Annotated in this window: 19 protein-coding genes; 6 read left to right on the forward strand and 13 right to left on the reverse strand. The window is 60.2% G+C overall.

Annotated elements, in window-relative coordinates:
- Positions 1-50 precede the first annotated feature (50 nt).
- The 3 genes from aqpZ to AACY08_RS00715 form a co-directional block, all read right to left on the reverse strand.
- The gene (gene aqpZ, locus AACY08_RS00705; protein WP_339467348.1) at positions 51-755 is read right to left on the reverse strand and encodes an aquaporin Z; all 705 of its coding nucleotides are present in this window, start codon (positions 753-755) and stop codon (positions 51-53) included.
- Between the two features lie 111 nt (positions 756-866).
- On the reverse strand, positions 867-2,048 hold the full coding sequence (locus AACY08_RS00710; RefSeq protein ID WP_339467349.1) for a sugar transporter: 1,182 nt from the start codon (positions 2,046-2,048) through the stop codon (positions 867-869).
- Between the two features lie 88 nt (positions 2,049-2,136).
- Positions 2,137-3,135 carry a bile acid:sodium symporter family protein gene (locus tag AACY08_RS00715; RefSeq protein ID WP_339467351.1) on the reverse strand — a complete coding sequence of 333 codons (999 nt, stop codon included), beginning with the start codon at positions 3,133-3,135 and terminating at the stop codon, positions 2,137-2,139.
- 86 nt (positions 3,136-3,221) lie between these two features.
- On the opposite strand from AACY08_RS00715, the gene AACY08_RS00720 reads away from it, so the two are divergent.
- Together AACY08_RS00720 and AACY08_RS00725 are read left to right on the forward strand one after the other, a co-directional pair.
- Positions 3,222-4,010 (forward strand): AraC family transcriptional regulator, encoded by a 789-nt coding sequence (locus AACY08_RS00720; protein WP_339436941.1) that lies wholly within the window; start codon positions 3,222-3,224, stop codon positions 4,008-4,010.
- A gap of 316 nt (positions 4,011-4,326) precedes the next feature.
- Positions 4,327-4,755, forward strand: a complete 429-nt coding sequence (locus tag AACY08_RS00725) for a hypothetical protein (protein WP_339467353.1) — start codon at positions 4,327-4,329, stop codon at positions 4,753-4,755.
- 140 nt (positions 4,756-4,895) lie between these two features.
- Here the strand turns inward: AACY08_RS00725 and AACY08_RS00730 are convergent, their stop codons facing one another.
- The 6 genes from AACY08_RS00730 to AACY08_RS00755 are packed head-to-tail and all read right to left on the reverse strand — an operon-like array spanning position 4,896 to position 10,819.
- Complete coding sequence (locus tag AACY08_RS00730; RefSeq protein WP_339467355.1) at positions 4,896-6,638, reverse strand: ABC transporter substrate-binding protein; 1,743 nt, start codon at positions 6,636-6,638, stop codon at positions 4,896-4,898.
- Between the two features lie 32 nt (positions 6,639-6,670).
- Entirely contained in the window at positions 6,671-6,943 is a 273-nt protein-coding gene (locus AACY08_RS00735) for a DUF2160 domain-containing protein (protein ID WP_003232363.1), read from the reverse strand.
- A gap of 10 nt (positions 6,944-6,953) precedes the next feature.
- Positions 6,954-7,754 carry a carbohydrate ABC transporter permease gene (locus AACY08_RS00740; RefSeq protein WP_003232361.1) on the reverse strand — a complete coding sequence of 267 codons (801 nt, stop codon included), beginning with the start codon at positions 7,752-7,754 and terminating at the stop codon, positions 6,954-6,956.
- Positions 7,755-7,764: 10 nt separating this feature from the next.
- Complete coding sequence (locus AACY08_RS00745; protein ID WP_339420831.1) at positions 7,765-8,631, reverse strand: carbohydrate ABC transporter permease; 867 nt, start codon at positions 8,629-8,631, stop codon at positions 7,765-7,767.
- On the reverse strand, positions 8,628-9,725 hold the full coding sequence (locus AACY08_RS00750) for an ABC transporter ATP-binding protein (RefSeq protein ID WP_339467356.1): 1,098 nt from the start codon (positions 9,723-9,725) through the stop codon (positions 8,628-8,630). The genes AACY08_RS00745 and AACY08_RS00750 overlap by 4 nt, the downstream gene beginning before the upstream one ends.
- Positions 9,725-10,819 carry an ABC transporter ATP-binding protein gene (locus AACY08_RS00755; RefSeq protein ID WP_339420835.1) on the reverse strand — a complete coding sequence of 365 codons (1,095 nt, stop codon included), beginning with the start codon at positions 10,817-10,819 and terminating at the stop codon, positions 9,725-9,727. Before AACY08_RS00755 ends, AACY08_RS00750 begins: the two co-directional genes overlap by 1 nt.
- 274 nt (positions 10,820-11,093) lie before the next feature.
- Here AACY08_RS00755 and AACY08_RS00760 point away from each other — a divergent pair, with 274 nt between their 5' ends.
- Complete coding sequence (locus AACY08_RS00760) at positions 11,094-12,911, forward strand: sigma-54-dependent Fis family transcriptional regulator (protein WP_339467358.1); 1,818 nt, start codon at positions 11,094-11,096, stop codon at positions 12,909-12,911.
- On the opposite strand, the gene AACY08_RS00765 is transcribed toward AACY08_RS00760, so the two are convergent.
- From AACY08_RS00765 to AACY08_RS00780, 4 genes are all read right to left on the reverse strand, one after another.
- Complete coding sequence (locus tag AACY08_RS00765) at positions 12,908-13,840, reverse strand: FecR family protein (RefSeq protein WP_339467360.1); 933 nt, start codon at positions 13,838-13,840, stop codon at positions 12,908-12,910. The two genes, AACY08_RS00760 and AACY08_RS00765, sit on opposite strands and share 4 nt — an antisense overlap.
- Entirely contained in the window at positions 13,837-14,379 is a 543-nt protein-coding gene (locus tag AACY08_RS00770) for a sigma-70 family RNA polymerase sigma factor (RefSeq protein WP_339467363.1), read from the reverse strand. Before AACY08_RS00770 ends, AACY08_RS00765 begins: the two co-directional genes overlap by 4 nt.
- Positions 14,380-14,507: 128 nt before the next feature.
- A complete protein-coding gene (locus AACY08_RS00775; RefSeq protein WP_339467364.1) occupies positions 14,508-16,619 on the reverse strand; it encodes a TonB-dependent receptor family protein in 2,112 nt (703 codons plus the stop codon).
- Positions 16,620-16,797: 178 nt separating this feature from the next.
- Positions 16,798-17,067, reverse strand: a complete 270-nt coding sequence (locus AACY08_RS00780) for a hypothetical protein (RefSeq protein WP_339467365.1) — start codon at positions 17,065-17,067, stop codon at positions 16,798-16,800.
- Between the two features lie 240 nt (positions 17,068-17,307).
- Here AACY08_RS00780 and AACY08_RS00785 point away from each other — a divergent pair, with 240 nt between their 5' ends.
- From AACY08_RS00785 to AACY08_RS00795, 3 genes are all read left to right on the forward strand, one after another.
- Complete coding sequence (locus AACY08_RS00785) at positions 17,308-17,589, forward strand: hypothetical protein (RefSeq protein ID WP_339420847.1); 282 nt, start codon at positions 17,308-17,310, stop codon at positions 17,587-17,589.
- A gap of 399 nt (positions 17,590-17,988) precedes the next feature.
- On the forward strand, positions 17,989-18,123 hold the full coding sequence (locus tag AACY08_RS00790; RefSeq protein WP_339467366.1) for a hypothetical protein: 135 nt from the start codon (positions 17,989-17,991) through the stop codon (positions 18,121-18,123).
- Positions 18,124-18,152: 29 nt separating this feature from the next.
- Entirely contained in the window at positions 18,153-18,323 is a 171-nt protein-coding gene (locus AACY08_RS00795) for a DUF2256 domain-containing protein (protein WP_339467368.1), read from the forward strand.
- The last annotated feature ends 52 nt before the right edge of the window (positions 18,324-18,375 follow it).

Genomic DNA, 18,375 nt, shown 5'->3' on the forward strand with positions numbered 1-18,375 from the left:
AACACTGTCGAGCGTTAAGGCTGTACCGATTTTCTCAAATGTATAAGGTTTCAAGCCGGCTTTTGCTCGCCCAAAGTGCGAGCTGCCAACGCTCCCAACACCCCGCCAACAACCGGCGACACCCAGAACAACCACAGCTGCGCCCTATACTCGCCCCCGGCAAACAACGCCGGCCCGGTGCTGCGGGCGGGGTTCACCGACGTATTGGTCACCGGGATCAGAACCAAGTGAATCAAGGTCAGCGCCAGGCCGATGGCAATCGGCGCAAAGCCAGGCACAGCACCAGGTGCTGTCACGCGCATGATGATGAATACGAAGAAAAACGTGGCAATCAGTTCGGCCAGCAACGCCGCCTTCATGTCGAAGAGGCCTGGGCTCAATGGGCCGTAACCGTTGGCGGCAAAACCACCCACAGCGAAATCCGGCTGCCCGCTGGCAATCAGGTACAACGCCGCAGCAGCGACAATCGCTGCGCTGACCTGCGCCGCGATGTACGGCAGCACATCCCCCGCAGGAATGCGGCGCCCCGCCCATAGGCCAATGGTCACTGCAGGGTTGAAATGCCCGCCGGATATTCCCCCTACCGCGTAGGCCATGGTCAATACCGTGAGACCAAACGCCAGCGAAACACCCACAAAACCAATGCCCAAGTCCGGGAATGCCGCCGCCAGAATGGCGCTGCCACAGCCGCCGAATGTCAGCCAGAAAGTACCCATGAACTCTGCGGTCAAACGCTTATGCACAATCAACTCCATTGCTGTTCAAGTGCCGTCACCACAGGCGGTGGGCGGTCCTGGGCGACGGTAGCAATGGGTATCAAATACTGTGTAAGACTTGTCTGGTCGTAGGAGCGAGCTTGTTTGCTCCTACCTGGGCACACCCGGCCCAAACTGCCTGATCGCCAAGCAGTAACCAATCAACGCCACCGCCGCCAGCAACCCGCCCGCCGCGCCGACCCAGGCGAAGCCGAACTGGCTGCCGACCCAGCTGCCCATCAGGGCGCCGCCGCCGATGCCGATGTTGTAGATGCCGGAGAACATCGCCATGGCCACGTCGGTGGCATCCGGTGCCAGCACCAGCACTTTGGACTGCATGGCAAGGCCAAAGCCCATGATCGCCATGCCCCAGAAAATACTCAGCACCACCAGGTAGGATTGCGCACCGCTCAACGGCAGCAACAGCGCCAGGCACGCGGCCAGGATAAATACCGCGCTGACGACGAATACATGCGGGTTGAAGCGGTGCACCAGGCTGAACAGCAGCGAGCCGATGATGCCCGCGCCGCCGAATACCAGCAGGATCAGGGTCACCGCGCTGCCGCTCATACCGGCCACGCCTTCGACGAAGGGTTCGATGTAGCTGTAGGCGGTGAATTGCGCGGTGACGGTCATCGCGGTAAGCACATAAAGCGCTACCAGCGCCGGGCGCTTGAACAGCAGCGGCAGGCTGCGCAGGGAGCCGGAGTTCTGGCTCGGCAATAGCGGCAAGGTGCGCGCCAGCCAGAACACCAGCGCGGCAGCGAAGGCGCCGATCACCAGGAACGTGGTGCGCCAGCCCATGGCTTCGCCGAGCAGGCGACCCAGCGGAATGCCCAGGACCATCGCCAGGGAAGTACCGGTGGCCAGAAGGCCGAGGGCTTGCACCTGCTTGCCTTCCGGCGCCAGACGTACCGCCAGCGACGCGGTGATCGACCAGAACAGCGCATGGGACAAGGCAATGCCGATGCGGCTGAGCATCAGAAGGCCGAAACTGTTGGCGACACTGGAGAGAATGTGGCTGACGATAAACATGCAAAACAGCACGATCAGCAGCTTGCGCCGTTCGATGTTGCGGGTGAGCAGCATCACCGGCAGGGAGGTCAGGGACACGATCCAGGCGTAGATCGTGAGCATCAGGCCGACGCTGGACACCGGCATGTCGAAGCTGGCGCCGATGGCACTGAGCAGCCCAACGGGCACGAATTCGGTGGTATTGAACACAAAGGCGGCCAACGCGAGGGCGATGACCGGTTGCCAATTGGTTTGGGGGGTTGCGGCTGAAATGCTCATTGACGGGTCGGTCTACTCAGTTTCCGCGTTGATCAAGCCGGCCCAGTGCCGGCCCTTGAGCAGCGCGGAAAAATAGTAACACGACGCCTCAAGGATCGACTTGCGCCGTCAGCGCCTGAATCGATTCTGGCCGATTGGCGTAACGCTGGGCCAGTGCCGCGCACACCATCAGCTGGATCTGGTGAAACAGCATCAACGGCAGGATCAGTACGCCCATGGTCGCGCCGGCAAACAGCACCTGAGCCATCGGCACGCCGGTCGCGAGGCTCTTCTTCGAGCCGCAGAACAGAATGGTGATGCGGTCTTCCTGGTTAAAGCCGAAGGCCTTGCCCAGCACCGCCGACGCCACCAACACCAAGGCCAGCAACACGCAGCAGGCCACCACCAGGCCGCCCAGTTCCCACAGAGGGATCTGGTGCCAGATGCCTTCATTGACCGCTTCGCTGAACGCGCCGTACACCACCAGCAGGATCGAGCCTTGGTCGACGAATTTCAGCCAGGATTTATTGCGCCCCACCCACTCACCCATCCAGCGACGCGCGATCTGCCCGGCGATGAACGGCAGCAGCAATTGCACGCTGATTTTCAGGATTGCGTCGACGGTCGAGCCGCCGTCACCGTGCACGTCGAGCAGCAACGTCACCAACAGCGGCGTGAGGAAGATGCCAAACAGGCTGGAGGCCGCCGCACTGCAAATCGCCGCCGGGATATTGCCGCGTGCCAGGGACGTGAAGGCAATCGCCGACTGCACGGTAGCCGGTAAAGCGCAGAGGTAGAGCATGCCCATGTACAGGTCGTTGCCGATCAACGGTGACAGCAGCGGCTTGAGCGCCAGGCCCAACAGCGGGAACAGCACGAAGGTCAGGCTGAACACCAGCAGGTGCAGGCGCCAGTGACCGGCGCCAGCAACAATGGCCTGGCGCGACAGCTTGGCGCCGTGCAGGAAAAACAGCAGCGCAATAGCCAGGTTGGTGACCCAGCCGAAGGCCACGGCGGTCTGGCCGCTGGCGGGCAACAGGGAGGCGAGGATCACCGTGGCGATCAGCGTCAGGGTGAAGTTGTCGGGCAGGAAACGCGGGCGGGTCATAAGCAGGATCTTCCAGGGGTTGCCAAGAGCGTCACCGCGACTCTAACGTAACGGTTTATTACCGACTAACGCCAATGAGCCAGTAAATGCCGCCTAAAGGACATGACAAGACCGTCCGCCGCAGTGTGCCCGGGCTCTCCAGCCTGCCACGGCCGGTGTATGGGCGCACTGAATCGCTGCCCAACCGTGCGCTGACCCGTCGGCACAGCCACCCTTGGGTGCAATTGTCCTACGCGATTTCCGGGGTGCTGGAGATCCAGACCAGCGTCGGCCGTTTCGTAGCGCCGCCACAGCGCGCGGTGTGGATACCGGCAGGAATGCCACACCGCGTGTTCAGCTCGCCCCACACGGAAATGCGCAGCCTGTACCTCGATTGCAGCGTCACGGCCTGGGCGGCTGAGCGCTGTCATGTGTTGGAAGTGAGCAGTTTGCTGCGCGAGTTGATCCGCAGCTTCAGCGAACTGCCGGTGGAATATGCCGAGGATGGGCCGGATGGGCGTTTGGCGCAGGTGGTACTGGACCAACTGGCGGCGGCGCCGCAGGTTGATTTGATGCTGCCGCTGCCACTGGACCCGCGCTTGCGCCAGATCTACCGCAGTTTAAACCTGCACCCGGAGCAGCAGACAACGTTGGGCCAGTGGAGCCAAAAGCTGGACGTGAGTGAGAAGACGTTGAGCCGGTTGTTTTTGAGGGATACCGGGCTGACGTTTCGCGCATGGCGCCAGCGCTTGCGGTTGCTCACCGCCCTGCCCGCCCTGGAGCAAGGCGAGCGGGTAACAGATGTCGCGTTGGGGTGTGGGTATGAGTCGACGTCGGCGTTTATCAATGCGTTCAGGCAGCAGTTTGATGCGACGCCCGGAGAGTTTTTCCGCTGACCCCTCAAACACTGCAAATTCACTTTTGGGGGGGTCAGCTACCGTTACCACTGTGGGCTTCTTCAAAGAAGTAGTCCTTCCAGCTGTCGGCCTTGTTTTTCAGCACGCCAGCGAGGCAACCAGAAGGGTCCAAGAGAAGCGCTTGAGGGTGATGGGGTTCTGCCGCACTTTTGAGAAGGTGAACGAGGGTAGCCACGATTTTTAAGACGAGAAAAGCATATCGAGGTCTATTGTTATGCAAATCACCCACAAACAGGCGCTCGGCTGCTATTGTGCCGCGCTTTGAAAAACCGCCGAATCTGCGAGGAAATGGACGTTGAACACTGACGAAAAAATGACCGGGGACCTGTTCGAGGTGGATAAGCGCCTGTCACTCAAACCCGTGGTGGACTTCAACGCCTACCTGCGCAGCGCTTTCGGCGAAGGCCCGTGCACCTGCATCCGCTGCACCGCCAGCCAGGGTGATGAAACCGGCTACGCGTTCCAGCACACCTTCACTTTTGACGGTAAACCTACCCACCGCCGCTTCGCCACCACCGCCGGCAGTGATGTGTTGCAGGCACTGAAGAAAGCCTGGTTGTCGTACACCAAGGCCGAGTTGCCGTTGAGCGGCGTACTGGCGCTGGAGACGGTGAAGGAGTTTGTCGAGCCACAACTGCATAAACGCCTGGCACCGCTGTTTTTGGCCAGTGAGTTGGTCAAGGATGTCGAGGGGGAGTTGCTGGTTCAGCCACAGGCGGCGTGATCGTCAAGTCACCGCAGGACAACAGGTGGGAGCTGGCAAGCCAGCCCCACCTTTGATTTATATCGTTCTGAAATTTGCATGCTGTGAGTGTCGGAAAAACAAAACGGCACCTGAGTGCCGTTTTGCTCCACTCAAAGCGCTTACTTACGCGCCGCCTCCCACGACTTGAGCAGGTCGCTGTAGCTCACGGTCTCGCCTTTGGGTTTCTCATTCGCCAGTTTCGGTTTTGGCGCGCCCGGCTGGTCGAACCAGTATTGCGCGTCACGCTCGGGGTTCATTTTCGGACCGCACACCGGCTGCACCTTGGAGCGTTCCAGGCGCGCCATGATCGCGTCTTGCTCCTTGGCCAGGTTGTCCAGCGCTTGCTGCGGGGTTTTCTCGCCGCTGGCAGCAGCGGCAATGTTGCTCCACCACAGTTGCGCAAGGCGTGGGTAGTCCGGCACGTTGGTGCCGGTTGGCGACCATTCGGTACGGGCCGGGCTGCGGTAGAACTCCACCAACCCCCCCAGTTTCGGCGCCATGTCGGTCATGGCCTGGGAGTTGATGTCGGACTCACGAATCGGCGTCAGGCCAACGATGGTTTTCTTCAGTGACACGGTCTTCGAGGTCACGAACTGCGCGTAAAGCCAGGCCGCGAGTTTCTGTTTCTCCGGCGTCGACTTGAGGAAGGTCCAGGAACCGACGTCCTGATAGCCCTTCTTCATGCCCTTTTCCCAATACGGTCCGACAGGTGACGGCGCCATGCGCCATTTCGGCGTGCCGTCGGCATTCACCACCGGCAGGCCCGGTTTGACCATATCGGCGGTAAACGCGGTGTACCAAAAGATCTGCTGGGCGATGTTGCCTTGGGACGGCACCGGGCCGGATTCGGAGAAGGTCATGCCCGCCGCTTCCGGTGGCGCGTAGGCTTTCATCCAGTCCACGTATTTCTGTGTGGCAAATACCGCGGCCGGGCCGTTGGTGTCGCCGCCACGGGTGACGCTGGAGCCCACCGGGTGGCAGTCCTCCACGCGAATGCCCCACTCGTCCACCGGCAAGCCGTTGGGCAGACCCTTGTCGCCGCCACCGGCCATGGAGAACCAGGCATCGGTGAAGCGCCAGCCCAGGGACGGGTCCTTCTTGCCGTAGTCCATGTGCCCATAAATGCGCTTGCCGTCGATTTCCTTGACGTCTTCGCTGAAGAACTTGGCGATGTCTTCATAGGCCGACCAGTTCACCGGCACACCGAGGTCGTAGCCGTATTTTTCCTTGAACTTGGCTTTCAGCTCGGGGCGCTCGAACCAGTCGGCGCGGAACCAGTAGAGGTTGGCGAACTGTTGGTCGGGCAATTGGTAGATCTTGCCGTCCGGCGCAGTGGTGAATGAGATGCCGATGAAGTCCTTGAGGTCAAGGGTCGGTGAGGTGAAGTTCTTGCCTTCATTGGCCATCAGGTCGGTGATGGATTCGGTCTTACCGTAGCGAAAGTGCGTACCGATCAGGTCCGAGTCATTGACCCAGCCGTCATAGATGTTCTTGTCGGACTGCATCTGGGTTTGCAGCTTCTCCACCACGTCGCCTTCCTGCAGCAGGTCGTGGGTCAGATTGATCCCGGTGATTTCAGTGAAGGCCTTGGCCAGCACCTTGGACTCGTACTCGTGGGTGGTGAGGGTTTCCGACACCACGTTGATCTTCATCCCACGGAAGGGTTCGGCGGCTTTGATGAACCACTTCAACTCTTCGAGCTGTTGGGCTTCGGTGAGCGTCGACGGCTTGAACTCGCTGCCGATCCATTTTTTTGCGGCATCTTCATACGCATCGGCCCAGGCCGAGGCGCTCAAACCGCTGAGGGCCAGTACGGCGGCCAATGAAATGCTATGTCGCAGCTTATTGTTTTTATTCAACATAGAGACCTCCAGGTGGTTTATTCACAAGGGCTTCAGCCCCAACGCATCACACTCAACAGCCATACCAGGGAGAGCGCGGACGCCACCCAGATGCTCCAGTCGGTAACGCCGATGACCAGCAAATGCAGGTAAGCGCTACCGAGAAGACCGATAAACAAACGATCACCACGGGTGGTGCTGATCGGCAGAAAACCCCGCCGGGGGATACTCGGCGAGCGCAGTTCCCAAGTGGTCATGCCCGCCAGGATCAGGGCTATGCCGCCAAAGAACAGCGCCGTGGGGGTGGTCCAGGCCATCCATTCCATCATCGACTCCTCAGACCCGGCCCAGGGCAAAGCCCTTGGCCACGTGGTTGCGAACAAACCAGATCACCAGCATGCCGGGAAGGATAGTCAACACCCCCGCCGCCGCCAGTACGCCCCAATCGATACCCGACGCCGAGACCGTGCGCGTCATCACCGCCGCAATAGGCTTGGCGTTGACCGAGGTCAGGGTGCGCGCCAGCAGCAGTTCGACCCAGGAAAACATGAAGCAGAAAAACGCGGTCACACCGATACCGGAGCCAATCAACGGGATAAAAATCTTCACGAAAAACTTAGGAAACGAGTAGCCATCGATGTAGGCGGTTTCGTCGATTTCCTTAGGTACGCCGGACATGAAGCCTTCGAGGATCCACACCGCCAACGGCACGTTGAACAGGCAGTGCGCCAGGGCGACGGCGATGTGCGTGTCAAACAGACCGATCGACGAATACAGCTGGAAGAACGGCAGCAAAAACACCGCCGGCGGCGCCATACGGTTGGTCAGCAGCCAGAAAAACAGATGCTTGTCGCCGAGGAAACGGTAGCGCGAAAACGCATAGGCCGCCGGCAGCGCCACGCTCAAGGAGATCACCGTGTTCAGGCTCACGTAGTACAGCGAGTTGAGGTAGCCGGTGTACCAGCTTGGATCGGTGAAGATCACCTTGTAGTTGGCCAGGGTGAAATCCTGCGGAAACAGCGTCAGCCCGCCGAGGATTTCGGTGTTGCTCTTGAAGGACATGTTCAGTAGCCAATAGATCGGCACCAGCAGGAACAGGATGTAGATCAGCAGCGGTATAAGCTTGCGCTTGCTCATGTTGGCGGCCTCAGCGATTGGCGTCGGAGTGGGTCATGGCGGTGTAGAACAGCCAGGACACCAACAGAATGATCAGAAAATACACCAGCGAGAATGCCGCCGCGGGGCCCAGGTCGAATTGGCCTACGGCCATCTGGGTCAGTGTCTGACTCAGGAAGGTGGTGGCGTTACCCGGTCCACCGCCCGTGAGGACGAAGGGCTCGGTATAGATCATGAAGCTGTCCATGAAACGCAGCATTACCGCGATCAGCAGCACGCTTTTCATCTTCGGCAACTGGATATGTCGGAAAACTGCCCAGGCGGATGCCCGATCAATCCGCGCAGCCTGGTAGTACACATCCGGAATGGCGCGCAGTCCCGAATAACAGAGCAGCGCTACCAGCGAGGTCCAGTGCCACACGTCCATTACCAGCACGGTGACCCAGGCGTCCGCCGTGTTGGCCGCGTAGTTGTAGCTGATGCCCAGGGCGTTGAGGCTGTAACCCAACAAACCGATGTCGGCGCGCCCGAAAATCTGCCAGATAGTGCCCACCACGTTCCATGGAATCAGCAGCGGAATGGCGAGGATGATCAACACCAGCGACGACCAGCGGCCCTTGGTCGGCATGGTCAGGGCGATGGCGATGCCCAGCGGGATTTCGATCAGCAGCACGCAGGCCGAGTAGATGAACTGACGCAGCAGCGAGTCATGCAGACGCGGGTCGAGCAGCACTTGCTTGTACCACTCCACACCGACGAAGTAGCGGCTGGATTGGTCAAAGATGTCCTGCACCGAGTAGTTGACCACGGTCATCATCGGGATGACCGCACTGAACGCCACCAGCAGGAACACCGGCAACACCAGCCACCAGGCCTTGTTGTTCTGCACCTTGTTCATGGCAGCACCTCCTGCAGGTAATCGTCGGCATACACCATCAGCCATTGCGACGGGAAACTGATGGAAGCCTTGCCTTCGGGCACCGCTTTATCTTCGGACAGACGCACTTTGAGCGTGGCGCCGTCAAGGTTGAGGGTGAGGATCTTGTAGGTGCCGAGGTCTTCAAGGTGTGTGACATCAGCCTGCAGGGCGTCAGGGTTGTGCTCGTCCCACACGTGGATAAATTCCGGACGAATACCCACCTGCAATTTCTTGTAATCGATGCTGGCAATACGTTGCTGCAAAGCCTCGGACAATGGCAGGTGAGTGCCGGCAAACCGTACCCCACCTGCCTCGGCCTGCACCTCGATCAGATTCATCCCAGGGCTGCCGATGAAATAGCCGACAAAGGTGTGGCTCGGACGTTCGAACAAGTCACGGGGCGTGCCGAACTGCACGATCTGGCCGCCGTACATCACCGCGATCTTGTCGGCGAAGGTCGAGGCCTCCAACTGGTCGTGGGTCACGTAGACCATGGTGATGTTGAATTGCTCGTGGATCTGCTTGAGCTTGCGCCGCAGCTTCCACTTTAGGTGCGGGTCGATCACCGTCAGCGGTTCGTCGAACAGGATCGCCGACACGTCGTCGCGCACCAGGCCACGGCCCATGGAGACTTTCTGCTTTTCGTCGGCGGTGAGGTTGCGTGCTTTTTTGCTCAACAGGCTGTGCAGGTCGAGGACTTCGGCAATTTCCTGCACCTTGCTGTGAATTTTCGCCTCAGCCATGCCCTGGTTGCGCAGGGGAAATGCCAGGTTGTCGAACACCGTCATGGTGTCGTACACCACCGGGAACTGGAACACCTGGGCAATGTTGCGTTTTTCCGGAGTGAGTTCGTTGACCACCTTGCCGTCGAAGAGCACCTGGCCTTCAGACGGGCTGAGCAGGCCGGAGATGATATTGAGCAAGGTCGACTTGCCGCAGCCGGACGGCCCGAGCAAGGCGTAGGCTCCCCCCTGCTCCCACACGTGGTTCATTTCCCGAATCGCGTAGTCCTCAGGACCAATCGGCGTAGGGCTGTAGCTATGCGCCAGGTTCTGCAAATGGATCTCGGCCATCAGGCAACCCTCGCGACACGGCGCCCGGGAGCCTGGACCAAACGGCCTTGGCCATCGAACACAAACAGTTTATGAGTGGGGATATACACGCGAATCGGCGCGTCGACGTCGTATTCGTGCACCCCCGACAGGTGCAGCACCAGCAGGAAGTGTTCGCTGCGTACGTGCAGGAAGGTTTCCGAGCCGCTGATCTCCGCGACTTCCACGGTCACCGCCAGTTCCAGGTCGTCGTCGTTGCTCGGTACCAGGCTGATATGGCTAGGGCGTGCGCCAAAACGGAAATCGCCTTCGCCGATGGGGCGCAGGTCGACGTTCAGCGGGAAGTGCACGAAATTGGCGAAGCTCACTTCGTTGCCACTGATACGCCCTGGCATCAGGTTGATCGGCGGTTCGGAAAACAGCTCAGCGGCCAGCACGGTCTGCGGCTGGTGATACACCTCGGCGGCTTTACCGCTCTGGATCACCCGGCCTTCGTGAAGAATGGTGGTGGTGCCACCGAGGGCCAACGCTTCATTGGGCTCGGTGGTGGCGTAGATGGCAATGGTGTGACGTGCTGCGAACAGTTCGCGCATTTCCTGACGCAGCTCTTCGCGCAGTTTGTAGTCCAGGTTCACCAACGGCTCATCGAACAGGATCAATTCGGCGTCCTTGACCAACGCGCGGGCCATGGCCGTGCGTTGCTGCTGGCCACCGGAGAGTTCCAGCGGGTGGCGCTGGAGGAATTTCTCGATGCGTAGCATCTTCGCGGTTTCCAGCACCTTGCCCTGGATCACCTCGTCGGACACACCAGCCTGGCGCAACGGCGAGGCGATGTTCTCAAACACGGTCATGGTCGGGTAGTTGATGAACTGCTGATACACCATCGACACGTTGCGCAGGCGCACCGGCTTTTGCGTGACATCCACACCGTTCATCAGGATGCGGCCACTGCTGGGTTTGTCCAAACCGGCCATCAGGCGCATCAGACTGGTCTTGCCGGACAGGGTGCGACCGAGCAGGACGTTGAAGGAGCCGGCTTCGAAACGCAGGTTGGCGTCGTCGATCCAGGTTTGGCCTTCGACAACGCGGGAGACATTTTCCAGGGTCAATGACATGACACGACCTTTTTTATTATTGGAATGAATCTGGCGAGATGTCAGAGCGAGTTTCGTGCCAAAACCGCAAGTGTCTGATGCGCAAGGAAATGGGCTGAATGGGATGTTCAGGCGTGAACAGAAATGAACAACGCAGGCTGAACAACTGAACAATCAGCGCCTTGACAATGAACAGTTATGAACAACACTCTCATCAACAACACAGGGCATACGTGGCCGGTTTCTTCAGATAAATTGTGCAAGCCCAATAATAATAAAAACGAAGGTCGACCCCATGGCCGAACCCTTGGCTCACGACACCCTTATCCAGGAATCCTGGCGCCGTTGCCGCGCCTTCGGCCTGGACCACCAGAGCACGCCCAGCTTCGACCAACTGCCCGCCGAGTGCATCAGCCAATTGCTCGAAAGCCAGCACTCGCTGGTGCAAACCACCCATCAAGAAGTGCTGCCCTACTACGAGAACATCCTCAGCAACTCCAATTGCCTGATCATGTTGGCTGACAACCAGGGCCAGGTGCTGACCCGCTGGGGCACCCAGCGTTTTATCGAGCCCAAGCTGGCTCGGGGCTTCAACCCCGGCGCCAGTTGGGTGGAACGTTCCAGCGGCACCAACGCTATCGGCACCGCACTGGCCTGTGCCCAGGCGGTGCGTATCGAACACGACGAGCACTTTCTCAAGGCCAACCGCTTCATGACGGGCTCAGCGGCGCCGATCTTTGATGCCCAGCGCGAGATCATCGCGGTGCTGGATGTGTCCAGCGACAGCTACCTGCCGCCCTCCCACACCTTGGGCATGGTTAAGATGATGAGCCAGACCGTGGAAAACCGGCTCATCCTCAACCTGTTTCGCGGTGAACATTTCCAACTGACCTTTAACACTGGCTTGAGCAATCTGGATAGCCAGTGGGCCGGTCTGCTGATTTTTGATGAGAGCGGCCAAGTGCTGTCGGCCAACCGTCGTGCCGACAACCTGTTGGGCATCAGTTTGTCGCGGGTGATGATCGACAGTTTGTTCAAGGTGTCGTTGCTGGAATTGTTGAACCAGCCGGAGGGGTTGCCCTTCTCGCTGCAAGCGGCGGGACGCAACCGGTTCCAGTGCCTGTTGAAGCGGCCTCAGCAGAGGCCCGTGCAGGCCCGCATATTCACTGAACCGGTGCCGGCGAAACCCACGTCGATTGGCCTCAATACCCTGCATTTTGGTGATGTACGCGTGGAGAAAGCCGTGCGTCAGGCCGAGCGCTTACTGGAGAAGGACATCCCCCTGCTGATCCACGGTGAAACCGGCGTGGGCAAGGAAGTGTTCGTCAAAGCCCTGCACCAGGCCAGCTCGCGCAGCCAGAAGGCGTTCATTGCGGTGAACTGCGCGGCGATTCCCGCTGAACTGGTGGAATCGGAACTGTTCGGCTACGAAAAAGGCGCGTTCACCGGCGCCAATCAAAAAGGCAGCATCGGGCTGATCCGCAAGGCCGACAAGGGCACGCTGTTTCTGGATGAAATCGGTGATATGCCGCTGCCGACACAGGCCCGCCTGCTGCGGGTATTGCAGGAGCGTTGCGTACAGCCGGTGGGCAGCGGCGAGTTGTTCCCGGTGGATTTACGCATCATCTCGGCCACCAACCACGCGTTACGCGAACGCGTGAAGGCCGGGCGGTTTCGTGAGGATTTGTACTACCGTATCGGCGGCCTGACGCTGGAGCTGCCGCCGTTGCGCGAGCGTACGGACAAGCAGGCGCTGTTCCAGCAACTGTGGCAGCAACACCGCGAGCCGACCCAATGGGCGGGCCTGAGCGCCGAAGTGCTGGCGCTGTTCGATCAGCATCCATGGCCGGGGAACTTGCGCCAGGTCAGCAGTGTGCTGCGGGTGGCACTGGCCATGGCGGAGGAACAGCCGATCCGCCCGGAGCATCTACCGGATGACTTTTTTGTGGATTTGGACGTAGCGGCGCCACGGCCCGCCAATGACGAGCTGGATGACAGCCTCGACCTGAACCAGCGCTTGAAGGCTGCCGGCGGGAATATTTCCCACCTTGCACGCGAGCTGGGGGTGAGCCGCAATACCTTGTACAAGCGCCTGCGCCAGAACGAAGGCTAGCGCGGCTTGACCACCACCAGCAGGTCGGTGAAGTACTCCACCTGGATCGGCAGGTTATCCGCCAGTGACGACAGCGCCGCCGCCGTGTCATCCAGCTTGAAGACGCCCGATACCCGCAGGTTCTGCAGGGCCTGAGGGTCGAAGCGCAGCATGCCATGGCGATAGCTGGCGAGGGTTTGCAGCACCTCGCTCAGGGGTTGGTCGTTGACTTTGAGCAGGCCTCGGGTCCAAGCATCCGGGTCGGCATCGACGACGGCTTGCGGCGGCTGGGCGCGGCCGTGGTCAAGGACCGAACGCTGGCCGGCCGTGACCTTGACCCCATCGCTGGCTTCACCTTTGACCGCCACGCTGGACTCGATCACCGTGACGACCGTGGTGCCGTCTGCCGCCCGCTTGACCAGATAGCGTGTACCCAATGCGGTGGCCGTGCCTTGGTCGGTGCGGACCACAAAAGGCCGTTGCGCATCCTTGGCCACTTCGACCCAGAGTTCACCTTGCAACAGCTCGATCACGCGTTGATGCCCGTCGAATTTCACGTCGACTGCCGAGTTGCTGTTGAGCTGCAACTGGCTGCCGTCTTCGAGGGCAATCTGCCGGCGCTCGCCGACGGCGGTGCGCTGGTCGGCCATCCAGACCGGCACGTGTTGCAAGCCCAGCCAGCCGCACAAGACCACGCCGAGCAAGCCCGCCACCTGCGCACCACGCGGACGTTGCGGGGTAAACGCGCGGTTAAGGGCAACACGGGCGGGCTTGGCGGGCAAGGCGTCGAGGCTGCCCCACAAGGCGCGCATGCGTTCAATGGCCACGGCGTGACGCGGGTCGGCCTGGCACCAGGCATTAAACGCGTGACGGTCGGCGTCGCTGACGTCCTCGTCGTGCAGGCGGGTCAGCCACTGCGCCGCTTGCTGGATGATCTGCTCGGCGCTCATTCCAGCGGGTCTGTCGGGTGCAGGCTGTGGTAGCAATGCACCAGGGCGCTGGAGATGTAGTTTTTGACGGTGCTGGAAGAGACGTCCAGGCGCGTGGCGATTTCGCTGTAGGTCAGCCCATCGAGGCGACTCAACAGGAACGCTTCGCGGACGTTGGCAGGCAAGCCCGCGAGCATCTCGGCGATACGTTCCAGGGCTTGCAGCGCCACATGAATCGCGGCCGGGTCCGGCATGCCGGCATCTTCGCACTGGATCACCAACGCTTCCATGTAGGCTTTTTCGATACGGCGACGACGGGCGCCGTCGATCAACAACCGCCCTGCCGTGGTGGCCAGGAAGGCACGGGGTTCCTTGATATTTTGCGGCTCGGCCAGCATCAATACGCGGATGAACGCGTCATGCGCCAGGTCGGCGGCATGCTGGGAGCAACCGAGTTTCTTGCGCAGCCAGCCGTGCAACCAGCCGTGGTGCTCGCTGTACATCGCCGTGAGGGTCTGCTGCCGTACGGAGTCATCCAGCGCGGCGGGAATGTCATGCATGCGCAAAAATATCTCAAATGGGAAGTGTTACCAATTGCGCAAACAATGCCAGTAAATCGGTGCAGGAGCAAGGGCCACCCCCCTCTGAGAGCATCGTTGATTGCATTGTTTGGAAGGTCGCGCGCCTGTCAGCGCCAGCTCCAGGAGACGCCGGTGTAGAGGCCGCGGCCATCCGCTGGCGTCGAACGCGCCACATCCAGGCCCTTGTCGTCATAGCCCGGCGTGACCGTATTGGCGTACCGGCGGTTGGTGAGGTTGCGCAGGTCGACCCAGGCTTGCCAGTCTTGCCTTGGCGCGTTGTAGCCGAAGGTGGCGCCGAGGATGGTGTAGGACGCAGCGTAATAGGAGTTGGCGTAGTCGACCGCCACGCGCGAGGAATATTCGCTATTGAGGCTGGTAAAGAAACCCGTCGGGTGGCTGTAGCGCACTTGCGCCTGGTAGTAGTGCTTGGGGATGCCAGGCAAGGTGTTGTCGCCGAAACGGTCGTCGTCGCGGTAGTGGAAGTCGCTGAAGGTATAGGCCTGGCGCAGGGAGAGCTGGCCGTTGCGGCCGCCGTCCCACAAAGGGCTGAGCAGGCTCACTTCCAGGCCTTGGTGCACAGTGGGGCTGGCATTGGCTTCGGCGACAATGGCATTGCGGGTGGCCGTTTGGGCCTGGGTTTCCACGCTGAGCAGTTCGTGGCGCACTTCAGAGCGGTACAGCGCCAGGTCCCATTGGCCGAGCCACGCTTCGCCACGCCCGCCGATTTCCAGGGTGGTGGCGGTCTGGTTTTCCAGGCTCACGCCTTCGCGCGCCAAACCTTTGGCCGGCCCACTCGTGAAGTATTTGTTGGAGCCCCAGATCATCGACCACGCGTGCGGCGGCTCGACCGAGCGGCTCAGGTTGCCGTACACCTGCAATTGCGGTGTGAAGTCATACCGCAGGCCGATGCGCGGCGCGTAGTCCCAGTCGTGCTGGCTCAGCGGCGCCTGGCCTTCGGGGTAGGTGACCTGGGTTTCGCGCCGGGTGTAGATCGCGGCCAGGCCGGTCGTCAGCCACAGGTCAGGGACCAGCTCCAGATCGTTGCCGATATGCAGCACGGTGTCGGCCCCCAGATAACTGTAGTCGCGGGTCTTGGTGCCGGGGGCGTAGCCAGCGGTATTGCCGGCCGGTGTGCGCACATATTCCGACGCGCCGTTGTTGGGCATCGCTTGGGTGGTGCGCAGGCCCAACGTAGTTTTGCTGTCGTGGCCGAACAGCGTGTCCTGGCGGATGTAGTTGAGGGTGCCGCTGACATCGGTGTAGGCAACTTTAAGACGGTTGGTGCCTTCGCGTAGGTCCATCGGGTAGTCGTGGTAAGCCAGCCCGAGTTCGACCCGGGAATTGTCGTCCAACTGCAAGGTGGACTTGTTGGCGATCCAAGTGGAGCCCGGTTGCAGGCGCTTGGAGTCGCGGGCGGCGTTGAGGCTGTTGGCCGCGCGCGGGTCATGGCTGATTTGCGCGCGAGTGAGCTTGCCGGGGGTGTCGTTGGTGGTTTCGCGGTAGCGGAAATAGAAGCGCGTCTCCAGGTCCGGGTTGAAACGGTAGCCGAAGTTAGCGGCCACGCCCTTGCCGGTGGCGGCGCTCTGGCGCTGATAGCCGTCAGACTCGGCGTCGGTGAGGCTGATGTAATAGTCGGCATCTCCCAAGACCTGGCCGGAACTGATCTCGCGCTGGGCGTAACCCTTGCTGCCCGCCTCGTATCGCACCTGCAACTTAGGCGCATCGTAGCCCGTGTGGGTCACGTAGTTGACCGCGCCACCGAGGGCCAGGGCGCCCTGGTCAAAACCATTGGCGCCGCGCAGCACTTCAACGCGGCTGTGCCACAAGGGGTCTTTCAACTCATAGGGGGTGCCACCAGGCCCGGTCAGAGGCAGACCGTCGAACATTTCATACAAGCCGGAGGCATGGGAACCGGGGCTGCGGTTCAAGCCCGAACCGCGAATCGAAAGTTTCACCCCTTCATTGTTCGCTGCCTTGGCGTACACCCCGGCCTGGTACTTGAACACGTCTTCGTTGGTGCTCACCCGCCCCTGCTGCACGCTGTTCATGTCGATGTAGTTAGTGCCGCCGGGCACGCTTCTGAGCTGTGCCTGCGCCATTTCACCGGCGCTGGCTTCGCTGCCGGTGACTTCGACCGGGGCCAATTGCAGGTCTTCGGCGTGCACCAGTGAGCTTAACGTCAGGGCGGCAAACAGGAACGGAGGGTGGCGCAACAGCATCGGGCAAGTCCTTGTAATTCGGGGGCACGAGGTGGGAAGACTGGGACGCCCGCCAGGTCACTCCCTATTATTGGAAACGTCTGCGTCCATTGATCGAAATACTGTGAAAGCCAAACTGCAGCACACTCAGTTCAACTGCAGATGGTTCGCAGATCCTGTCACTTCGGGCGCAAAGAACTCAGCCGCCAGGTTCTCCTAACATCTGCATCAATTCTTCTGCTTCCGATCCTGGAGCAAACCTGAACCCAACCATTTCATCAGTGCCGAGAATTTCGCCCAACGTCTTCATTACCTGCGCCTCAGTGGGCGATTCACGCAGCAACTTGTGCGCTGGCAGTAACAACTCGGAGGAAACACCTTGAACGCTTGCCGCGTCGATCACCGCGAAGAGGATAAAGCGCAGGCGTATTTCGCGTTCAGTCGGCCAAACCGTTTTTCGCTTACCCATCGTGAAGGCTTCACTTTCAGAAAAATCCGAGGCTATTGCCGGAAGACTGGTGTTTCAAGCCACGGGGTGCAGGATAGGCCGCCTCCTACATGCAAAACGGGAACCCCCTACTGGCGGATAGGGCCGGCCATCCAGTTTTCTCTAAGGCCTTGCATAACCGGCCATCAATCCGTGGAAACCTCTGGCTCAGGCAGGAGGTCTACCGCCTGAATCCGCCCGCTATTTAAAGGAAGCAATCTCATGTCTCAAACTTATCAAGGCACTGCCAGTGTGTTGTTGGCTTCTCGCCACTTGGGCGTTGAGCCAGACGAGTGCTTGAATGAAAAGGTGACCGTGCGCCTTTCGGAAAGCGGCACGCCGACCATCGCACGCCTGGAAGTCGATCAGCCCGTACAGTGGCCAGGACACGCTAACCACGTGGAAGTCAGGCTGCCTGATGGTAGCGTTGTGAAGGGTGTGATCGTGGAAATCAACCGTCAGACTGAACACGCCGCATGGTTGACCTTCAGCCTGGACGATTGACGGGATGGCGTCGTCGAGGCGCCGCTTTCACAGTTTTGTTGCGTTGCAGCTCCAGCGTAATGCTGATGAGCCGCGCAGGCGACCCAATGGCGATCGGTCATTTTGGAAATCGCCGAAAACCGCATTCCGGTCAAGCGCGTCGTGGGCCGCTAGATGCTGGATCTCGTCTCGATCTCGGCGATGGCATCCAATTCCTCAACAGTTAGGTATTTGATAACACCCTCCTTGAATCACAGCATCCGGTTTCAACCGGGCTTACCACTGCATCGGCGGCTGGCTGCGAGGCATAAGCGTTTACCGACGAAATGCAAACAACGATGCCCCGTAAAAGATTGAATGTGTAGATTGTACTTTTGGTCGGGGAGTGTGAACGCAGACATTCTGGCGAGGTGAAAGCTCATGACTCTTCAAGCAGAAACACTCGTACAACTGACCGAAGCGTTGCAGGAGCGAGGGCTGTATCTGGTCTGCAACGTTCACCTCACGCGCGCGCCCTACCGCCACAATCACCTTTGGTTGTGTTCAGTGGCCTGAAGCAGCCTCGCCAAGTCGAGACGTATACGATGAAAAAAGGCCAACTCCCGTCCAAGACCTGCCCTGTGTGTGGACTGGCGTTCAACTGGCGCAAGAAATGGGCACGTTGCTGGGACGAGGTGCGCTATTGCTCCGAGCGGTGTCGACGAGGCAAGCGCCCGCTTCCACCGCCGGCACAAGGCTGCAACCCTGCGCAATGATTTGCTATTGTCCTGATAGCTAAGTAGGTAATCCGGTAGGACACCGTAGCTG

Origin of the sequence: Pseudomonas sp. EL_65y_Pfl1_R83 (genome assembly GCF_963970695.1) — a bacterium.
In the GTDB taxonomy this organism is placed as follows: Bacteria; Pseudomonadota; Gammaproteobacteria; order Pseudomonadales; family Pseudomonadaceae; genus Aquipseudomonas; species Aquipseudomonas tritici.